Annotated in this window: 9 protein-coding genes and 1 pseudogene; 8 read left to right on the top strand and 2 right to left on the bottom strand. The window is 49.9% G+C overall.

What is annotated here, in order from left to right:
* Positions 1–91: 91 nt before the first annotated feature.
* Positions 92–186: pseudogene (locus BMY60_RS15270) on the bottom strand (IS1595 family transposase); the annotation flags it as partial.
* 150 nt (positions 187–336) lie between these two features.
* Here BMY60_RS15270 and BMY60_RS07050 point away from each other — a divergent pair.
* From BMY60_RS07050 to BMY60_RS07020, 7 genes are all read left to right on the top strand, one after another.
* Positions 337–603 (top strand): DksA/TraR family C4-type zinc finger protein, encoded by a 267-nt coding sequence (locus BMY60_RS07050; protein WP_090332469.1) that lies wholly within the window; start codon positions 337–339, stop codon positions 601–603.
* A 93-nt stretch (positions 604–696) separates the two neighbouring features.
* Positions 697–1,818: an S-(hydroxymethyl)glutathione dehydrogenase/class III alcohol dehydrogenase gene (locus tag BMY60_RS07045; protein WP_371264195.1), complete on the top strand. Its 1,122-nt coding sequence runs from the start codon at positions 697–699 to the stop codon at positions 1,816–1,818.
* A gap of 145 nt (positions 1,819–1,963) precedes the next feature.
* Positions 1,964–2,797, top strand: a complete 834-nt coding sequence (fghA, locus tag BMY60_RS07040; protein WP_177166613.1) for an S-formylglutathione hydrolase — start codon at positions 1,964–1,966, stop codon at positions 2,795–2,797.
* Between the two features lie 178 nt (positions 2,798–2,975).
* Positions 2,976–3,101, top strand: a complete 126-nt coding sequence (locus BMY60_RS07035) for an Hsp20 family protein (protein ID WP_256250744.1) — start codon at positions 2,976–2,978, stop codon at positions 3,099–3,101.
* Between the two features lie 19 nt (positions 3,102–3,120).
* Positions 3,121–4,602, top strand: a complete 1,482-nt coding sequence (locus BMY60_RS07030) for a DegQ family serine endoprotease (RefSeq protein ID WP_256250742.1) — start codon at positions 3,121–3,123, stop codon at positions 4,600–4,602.
* 229 nt (positions 4,603–4,831) lie between these two features.
* Complete coding sequence (locus BMY60_RS07025; protein WP_090332464.1) at positions 4,832–5,785, top strand: DnaJ C-terminal domain-containing protein; 954 nt, start codon at positions 4,832–4,834, stop codon at positions 5,783–5,785.
* 6 nt (positions 5,786–5,791) lie between these two features.
* A complete protein-coding gene (locus BMY60_RS07020; protein ID WP_090332462.1) occupies positions 5,792–6,106 on the top strand; it encodes a chaperone modulator CbpM in 315 nt (104 codons plus the stop codon).
* A 437-nt stretch (positions 6,107–6,543) separates the two neighbouring features.
* Here BMY60_RS07020 and BMY60_RS15695 read toward each other — a convergent pair whose 3' ends face one another.
* Entirely contained in the window at positions 6,544–6,681 is a 138-nt protein-coding gene (locus BMY60_RS15695) for a hypothetical protein (protein ID WP_177166610.1), read from the bottom strand.
* A gap of 1,013 nt (positions 6,682–7,694) precedes the next feature.
* Here BMY60_RS15695 and BMY60_RS07015 point away from each other — a divergent pair.
* Positions 7,695–8,501 carry a PEP-CTERM sorting domain-containing protein gene (locus BMY60_RS07015; RefSeq protein ID WP_090332460.1) on the top strand — a complete coding sequence of 269 codons (807 nt, stop codon included), beginning with the start codon at positions 7,695–7,697 and terminating at the stop codon, positions 8,499–8,501.
* The last annotated feature ends 9 nt before the right edge of the window (positions 8,502–8,510 follow it).

Below are 8,510 nucleotides of genomic sequence, written 5' to 3'. Positions count from 1 at the left end.
GAAAGTTACAGGAGGAAAAATCTGAAAAAATCATAAAAAACTCAACCGGCCATCATAATTGTCGCCAAACCGGCCAGGATAATTGACACGGGACAAACAAGGCTGCTTTACTGGCAGGTATATCAATGCAAAAACATTGAATTATTTTTTAATGTGATAATCATTTAGTTTGCTGTTTATTAACATTTATCTAGAATAACAGATCGTCTCTGCTAGTCTAGAGTCTAAAAAATTATTGTTCAGGTAGAAGCACTTTTTTGAATCAAACCGGTCATAGGCCGATTTTGTTAAAACCCACACATTCATACGGTAAATTTAAAAAAACAGGAGCGAATTATGGCCGGCGGCTGGTCTCGAGATGGGGCGGTACAAGATCAAATTGACGCCAGCGTGGAAGATGCTTTAGCGGTGGCTCGTAGCCAGCTACCCGTCGGCGCAAGCTTAACACATTGTGCAGAATGTGGAACCGCAATCCCGGAAGCGCGCCGCAAAGCGGTCGTCGGCGTGCGGCTCTGTATCATTTGCCGGGCCGAACTGGACAAACAGCAAACAGGATTCAGCAGCTACAACCGCCGCGGCAGCAAGAACAGTCAATTAAGGTAACTTTGCACCCATAAAACCCTAAAAAACGCAACAATACGGTATCATCGTCGTCTGAACCCGTCCACAACATAAGGAACAACGCTAATGACACAAATGATTAAATCCAAAGCCGCTGTAGCGTGGGGGCCTGGCCAGCCGCTGTCTATTGAAGAAGTCGACGTGATGCCGCCGCAAGCCGGTGAAGTGCTATTGCGTGTCGTCGCCAGTGGCGTCTGTCATACCGACGCATTCACCCTGTCCGGCGACGATCCGGAAGGTATTTTTCCGGTCATTCTGGGCCACGAGGGTGGCGCTATAGTCGAACAGATTGGTGAAGGCGTGACCAGTGTCGCCGTGGGTGACCATGTGATTCCGCTGTACATACCTGAGTGCGGCGAGTGCAAGTTCTGCAAATCCGGCAAAACCAACCTCTGCCGGAAAATTCGTGAAACCCAGGGCAAAGGCCTGATGCCCGACGGCACCAGCCGTTTTTATAAAGACGGCAAGCCCATCCATCACTACATGGGCTGCTCAACCTTTTCTGAGTACACCGTAATTCCTGAAATTGCGCTGGCAAAAGTGAACAAGGAGGCCGCACTGGAAGAAGTTTGTTTGCTGGGTTGCGGCGTGACCACCGGCATGGGTGCGGTATTGAACACAGCCAAGGTGGAAGCGGGCGCCACGGTTGCCATCTTTGGCTTGGGCGGTATCGGCCTGTCGGTCATTATCGGCGCCTCCATGGCTAAAGCCAGCCGTATCATTGGCATCGACATTAACGAAAGTAAATTTGACCTGGCGCGTAAGCTGGGGGCCACCGACTGTATTAACCCGAAAGACTATGGCGACAGACCAATCCAGGATGTCATTATCGAATTGACCGATGGTGGCGTTGACTACTCCTTCGAATGTGTCGGCAATGTCAATCTCATGCGCGCGGCATTGGAATGCTGCCATATAGGGTGGGGGGAGTCGGTGGTGATCGGTGTCGCCGGCGCTGGTCAGGAGATCTCCACCCGCCCGTTCCAGTTGGTGACCGGCCGAGTATGGCGCGGCTCCGCCTTTGGCGGTGTAAAAGGCCGCTCCGAACTGCCGGGCTATGTTGAGCGCTACTTACAGGGTGAGTTCAAGCTGGACGACTTCATAACCCATACCATGAGGCTTGAAGACATTAACAAGGCCTTTGATTTGATACGTGAGGGCAAAAGCATTCGCAGTGTAATCCACTTCGATAAGTAACCGCTATCAATGCGCCGCGGATCAGACACGAGCGGAACTGCTGTTTTGTGAAAGCCTGCAGCGCAGTTACGTAAGAGACATTGCCGGTTTGTTAAGTCTGGCAGCGATGCAAAATTAATATTCCATAGGAGTCTTTTTCATGAGTATTGAAAATCTGAGCAGCAACAAGAGTTTTGCAGGCTGGCACAAGCAATACAATCACTACGCCGAAACGCTGAGCTGCACCATGCGCTTTGCCATTTACCTGCCGCCGCAGGCGGCCAACGGACAGAAGGTGCCGGTGCTATACTGGTTGTCTGGCCTGACCTGCACGGACGAGAACTTTATGCAAAAGGCGGGCGCTCACCGCGCTGCCGCTGAGTTGGGGATCGCCATTGTGGCGCCGGATACCAGCCCCCGCGGCGAAGACGTGGCGGATGATGAAGGTTACGATCTGGGCCAGGGTGCAGGCTTCTTTGTCAACGCGACCGAAGCCCCGTGGAGCAGTCACTACCAGATGTACGACTATGTGGTTAACGAACTGCCGGCTTTGGTCGAAGCAAACTTTCCGGTAAACGGCCAGTGGGCTATCGCCGGTCACTCCATGGGCGGTCACGGGGCTCTGGTCATCGCCTTGCGTAACCCGCGGCGATACTGCTCTGTGTCGGCTTTCAGTCCTATCAGCAACCCGATGAACTGCCCCTGGGGGAAAAAGGCTTTTACCGCCTACCTGGGTAAAGATACCCACAGTTGGCGCGACTACGACGCCAGCCTACTAATGCGCGAGGCCACGCAGCCGGTGCCTGCGTTGGTGGATCAAGGCGAGGCTGACGGATTTTTGACCGAGCAGTTGCAGCCGGAACGGCTGGAGGCAGCCGCAACAGACAGCGGTTACCCGCTGCAGCTACGTCGTCACGAAGGTTATGACCACAGCTACTATTTTATCGCCAGCTTTATCGATGAGCACCTACGTTTTCACGCAAACCACTTTAACAAGTGAATACCCTTCGCGCAGCGGCATAGGCTCGTTTCCTGTGCGTTTTATACTCTAAAATTCACATCATTAATAAAACGAGGAGGACAACCATGTCGACATTACAGCAATTGCGTGAGGATTTGAACGAACCGCAGGTCGTTATCACGTTACAGTATGCGCCTATGGTCTTTTTGAAAGGGCGATTCCGCTCTCCGGCGAAGTGAAGCCGACAGACGCACAGGCCAGTTACAAAAACGGTGTACTGCGGATCGAATTACCCAAGCCATCTTCGCAACGCCGTCGCGCCATAAAAGTTGATGTACGTTAAGAAAAACAGTAAAGTTCATATGATGATGAGTAAACTATTCTTTAGTCTTGGTATATGGTTGACTGCGTTACTATTGTCGTTCTCATCTTATGCGCAGTTGCCAGACGAAGGTGTGGAAAACCTGCGCCAGACCGGCAAAGCATTTGCGGCGGTGGCTCGCAAGGTCTCGCCAGCGGTGGTTTTTATTCAAGTTGAACGCAAAGATCCAGGTGCGGCCGGAATGCCGTTTTCATCGCCTTTTGGTGAAGAATGGCCCTTTGGTGACGATTTCTTCCGACGGTTTTTTGGCGATGATTTTCCCGGTATTCCACGTTCTCCGCGTCGAGAACAACCGCAAGGCGAACGCCGCGTGATGGAGTATGGTTCAGGTTTTGCGTTTAAAGCCGAAAAAGGCCTGCTCTCTGGCAAGACGTATATCCTGACCAATAATCATGTAGTCGAAAATGCGGATAAGATCCGGGTTCAATTTAAGGATGGTCGCGAATTTAATGCCGAAATAACCGGCCGAGATCCCCAATCCGACCTGGCAGTTATTGAAATAAAAACCACTGGCCTGTCGACATTGACGCTGGCTGATTCTTCAGAGCTGGAAGTCGGTGAATGGGTCGTGGCCATTGGCAATCCCTTTGGTCTGAGTCATACACTTACTGTTGGTGTTGTCAGCGCCAAGGGACGAACTAGCGTAGGTATCAATGACTACGAAGACTTCATCCAGACTGACGCCGCAATCAACCCTGGCAACTCAGGCGGACCGCTGGTCAATCTTGATGGAGAAGTTGTCGGAATCAACACGGCTATCTTCAGTCGTAGCGGCGGTTACATGGGCATCGGCTTTGCGATACCCAGTAATCTGGCCGAAGCGATCGCCAACCAGTTGATTGATCGCGGAGAAGTGACGCGCGGCTACTTGGGAATCGTGATTCAACAACTTACTGCGGAGCTGGCTGAGTCTTTTGATGTCAAGGCAAACAAGGGTATTCTTGTAGCCCAAGTCAGTGAAGATTCACCGGCACAGCAGGCGGGTCTGCGACAGGGAGACGTAATCATCAGATTCCGCGACGCACCAATAACCGATGTGGGCAATTTCCGCAATCGGGTAGCACTGACACAACCGGGCACGAAGGTGGCGCTGACGATTCTGCGCGAAGGCAAGGAAAGGACATTACAGGTGACCATTGGCAAACTGACCAAAGATAAGGTGGCCGCCGTGGATCCGGCACAGAGTACCGACGAGATTGGTATAACCGTGCAGACACTGACACCGCAACTGGCGGAGCAGTTTAATGCAAAAGCTGGTGAGGGTGTCGTAGTTACCGAGGTAGAGCCGGGGTCAATTGCCGCCCGCGCGGGCATTGAGGTTGGTTCGATCATTCTGCAGGTGAATCGCAAGCCGGTGAAAAATGCCACTGAGTTTCAGCAAGCTGTCAAGGCCGGCAATAAGCGGATATTGCTGCTTATCCGTAAAGGCAGTATGCAACGCTACCTCATTTTGAATTGGTAGGCGATCTTCATAGCGCTGTCAAAGACAAACCAGATGAAAGACTTGTTACCTCCAGTAGTGGTGAATCTGTTTAACCTGCTGCTTTTTGGTACTGCCGTGTTAATACCGGTTTAAAATTGACCCCCATTACGATTGAATTTTGACCGGCACATCGTGGGACTTAACATTTAGCGCGCTGTCTGTATGGACTTCATAACTTTCTTAGACCCTGATATTAGCGTAAGGCAAGATGGAATTTAAGGATTATTATCAGATAATGGGCGTGCGGCGTGATGCCACCCAAGACGAGATTAAAAGGACTTACCGCAAGCTGGCGCGTAAATATCATCCCGACGTAAGCAAGGAACCTGACGCGGAAATACGGTTCAAAGAGATCGGAGAAGCCTACGAGGTGCTCAAGGATCCGGAAAAACGGGCAGCCTATGATCAGCTTGGGGCTAACTGGAAAGCCGGTCAGGAGTTTCGCCCGCCGCCGGACTGGGCTCAGGGATTCGAGTTCCACGGTGGCGGTTTCGCCGGTGCCGATGCCGACCAATTCAGCGATTTTTTTGAGAGTCTGTTTGGGCGCAGCGGCTTTACGCACGGATCTGGCGGACGAACACACCGCGAGTTTCATGCACGCGGCGAGGACACCCATGCCAAGGTTCTGATTGACCTGGAAGATGCCTATCAGGGCGCCACCCGCGCACTGACGCTGAAACATTCCGAACTGGGAACGGACGGACGGCCGCATCTTAAGGAACGTACTCTCAACATACGCATTCCCAGAGGCATGTATCAGGGTCAGCATATTCGCCTTGCCAAGCAAGGGGGCGTCGGCATCGGCAAGGGCGACGCCGGTGATCTCTATCTGGAAGTGGCGTTCCAGCCACATCCTTTCTATAAGGTAGAGGGCAAGGATGTTTATCTGGATCTCCCGCTGGCTCCTTGGGAGGCTGCACTGGGCGCAACAATCAAGGTACCCACCCCGGCAGGCGCGGTCGATCTCAAGATTCCGCCCAATTCTTCGGGCGGCCGCAAACTGCGCTTGAAGGGACGCGGCATCCCTGCCAGGGAACCGGGGGATTTTTACGCAGTGCTGCAGATCGCTTTGCCAAAAGCAGATACCGCAGCGGCCAAGAAGGCATATAATACTTTTGGAGAAGCGCTTAAGTTCAATCCCCGCGCCGGACTGGGAGCATGATTCGAAATGACTGATAAATTGATGAAGCTATTGTCAGGAGACATTCTGGAAGAGGATGTATATATGACGCTGTCCGAACTCTGCAGATCGTGTCACCTGACCACTGAACAGATATTCGAACTGGTAGAGCATGGCGTGATCGAACCGCAAGGACGCCTGCCTGCGCACTGGCGCTTTCACGGTATTAATGTACGGCGTATCCGGCGGGCTCAGCGCCTGGAACGTGATCTTGGCGTCAATCTGGCGGGTGCCGCGCTGGTTCTGGATTTAGTGGAAGAACTGGAGCAGCTGCGCCAACGGGTGCGACGTTTCGAGAATTAGTATAATCCAGTACCCTATCAATATGATATTGCCAGGTACAGCGTTGCCATGGTCCCGCCATGGTCACCGCCAAACTCACTGAACCCGGCAATACCATATTAATAGAGCACCAGTGTATCATCAGGCGTCAACATACGAAAATCAAATGCAGATAGCGGGATTATGAATTTATTCCTAAGACACCGATATGTGTGAATGCAGGACCTTAGTTTTGCGGTGGCAAAAATTGATGGGTTGTTGATAGATCTGGACTTTTTTAAGTCTAAATGCAGGTTTTGTATTTCATAACCCAACAGCGATCTCGTTACTGGGTTATGAAATGATTATTACAATTATATTTGTCTGTAGTGAAGCGTCGCAAAGTAAACTAGCTGAACCTCTTTCTGCATGACTAGTGTATGGTTTACGGCCGGCCTGCTCTACAGTTATTTCTTATATTAAGCTGCTTTGCTCAAATTTTGTGTAACGTCTTGTTCGCCTGCCTTAGAGACTACCGTTGAAGCAATGACTCCAAGGAAAAAAACCACCAAAAAAGTGCCAATTGATAGAATTAAAAAGTTTTTAGTTAGATTCATAATAGTCGTTCCTTAAATTGATATTTAATATCCGAGGAAGTTTAAATAAATCAATATCTGATGTGTATCGGGATAATTACTATTTTTCACTAATGGAATCCATTAAGTATGCTGCGGCAAGAAACAAGAGCTGCTTGATTATGTTAGAGCAGAAGGCTGAAACAGAAATGTATTCATACATTTAAAGTATAGCTTCCTTTGGAATACTCTGACGCGCTCTTGCGGGTTTCGTGATGTTGTTAGCTTTTCTGCAATCATCATGCCCTGTATTCCAAAGTAAAACTTGAACAAAGCAGGGTCACCTTCCTCGGATGGCGTTATGATTCATTCATCCTCAAACGATACTATTAACCCCTCAGACTTCCAATACGGCCCGATTTAATTTCGCTCTCCGCTTATATAAATCAGTTGGTTATGCATACCACCGTTTTGGACCTTCCGTCCTGCACAATCTATCTTCCGCTACATGCCACTCCTACAACCCCGGAGGATCTACCTGAAACACTCATTGTCAGGCAGATAGTATCAGTTTTCCCCTTCAGGTCAGAGAGTCAACATCTTCAGTTAGTTAATGGGGCTAATAAAGATTCACTTGCGTTGCGGCCTGCAGCTTTGCCTTCGCGGAACTTACAGCATTCAATTACTCAAATACTGCTCCACAGTACTACCAGGGTGAATGAGCAATTCCCCGGACGGGACTTTAACCCGCCAGATAAATTGCCGGTAACGGCGTGCGACCTGACCCCGAATTTTAACTTTCTTGGTTCCGGCTTGTCCGGCTTAGGGGTGTAATATATTCCACACCACTTTCCATTTTGTCAGAGTCGATAAATCTTACAGACTTTGCATGAAAAACATATAACAATCTGTTTTAATACAATAAATATTTATGGCATGGTTATTGCTTAAAATTTATTGTATAAATCTTAACAATTGGCCGCATCAGAATTGATGATGCGGGAAGGCTAAGATTTATCTTCAGCAACAATTTAATTAAGGAAAAATATAATAATATGAAACAAACACAACTATTAATCGCCGCATTATTTTTTGCGGGTATCGTTAGCAACACAGGTGCAGCACCACTAGGTTTTGGCGTAGATGGTGATACTACAGATTCAACGTTTTACAGCATAGATTTCGCTACTGGAACGGGTACCACGATCGGTGGCGTTGGTGGTGTTGGATTTAGTGATGTTGAAGCGCTGTCGTTTTTTGGTAACACACTTTACGCGATTGATGATTCATCCAATCAATTGATTACAATAGATACCACAACAGGTGCCGGAACGGCGGTAGGGGCGCTTGGTGTTTCAGTTACCGGCCCTGGGTTGGCCATCTCTGCGTCAGGCTCTGCTTTTATGGCAGATCAATTTGGTGGCGACCTCTGGACCGTTAATCTTGGCACCGGTGCCGCAACACTTCTGAATGGTTCAATCGGAGCGGATCTGGACGGACTCACTTTTCTTGGCAACACGCTATACGGAGTCGATGCTGGTAACGATTCTTTGTATACCGTGGACACAGTAACGGGTGCAGCCTCACTGGTTGGCGCCGGGGGTACGCTGACCGGACTGAGTACCCAATCAGCTCTGGCGACAGACGGCACATGGCTATATGCAGGGGACGACGATGGCGATTATTTTCGTATTAACCCCGCTACCGGTGCCGCAACGGTAATTACCACAGACGGCACAGACGTTGAAGGTTTGGCAATACAGCAGTCAACAGCAGTTCCATTGCCAACCACGCTTGCCCTGCTAGGGATCGGACTTATCGGGTTTGGTTTCACCAAACGTAAAAATTTCAATAATCGTTAGGCTGTCGCT

Source organism: Nitrosomonas sp. Nm51, assembly GCF_900111165.1.
GTDB lineage: Bacteria > Pseudomonadota > Gammaproteobacteria > Burkholderiales > Nitrosomonadaceae > Nitrosomonas.
This window is presented reverse-complemented; position numbering and strand designations above follow the sequence as displayed.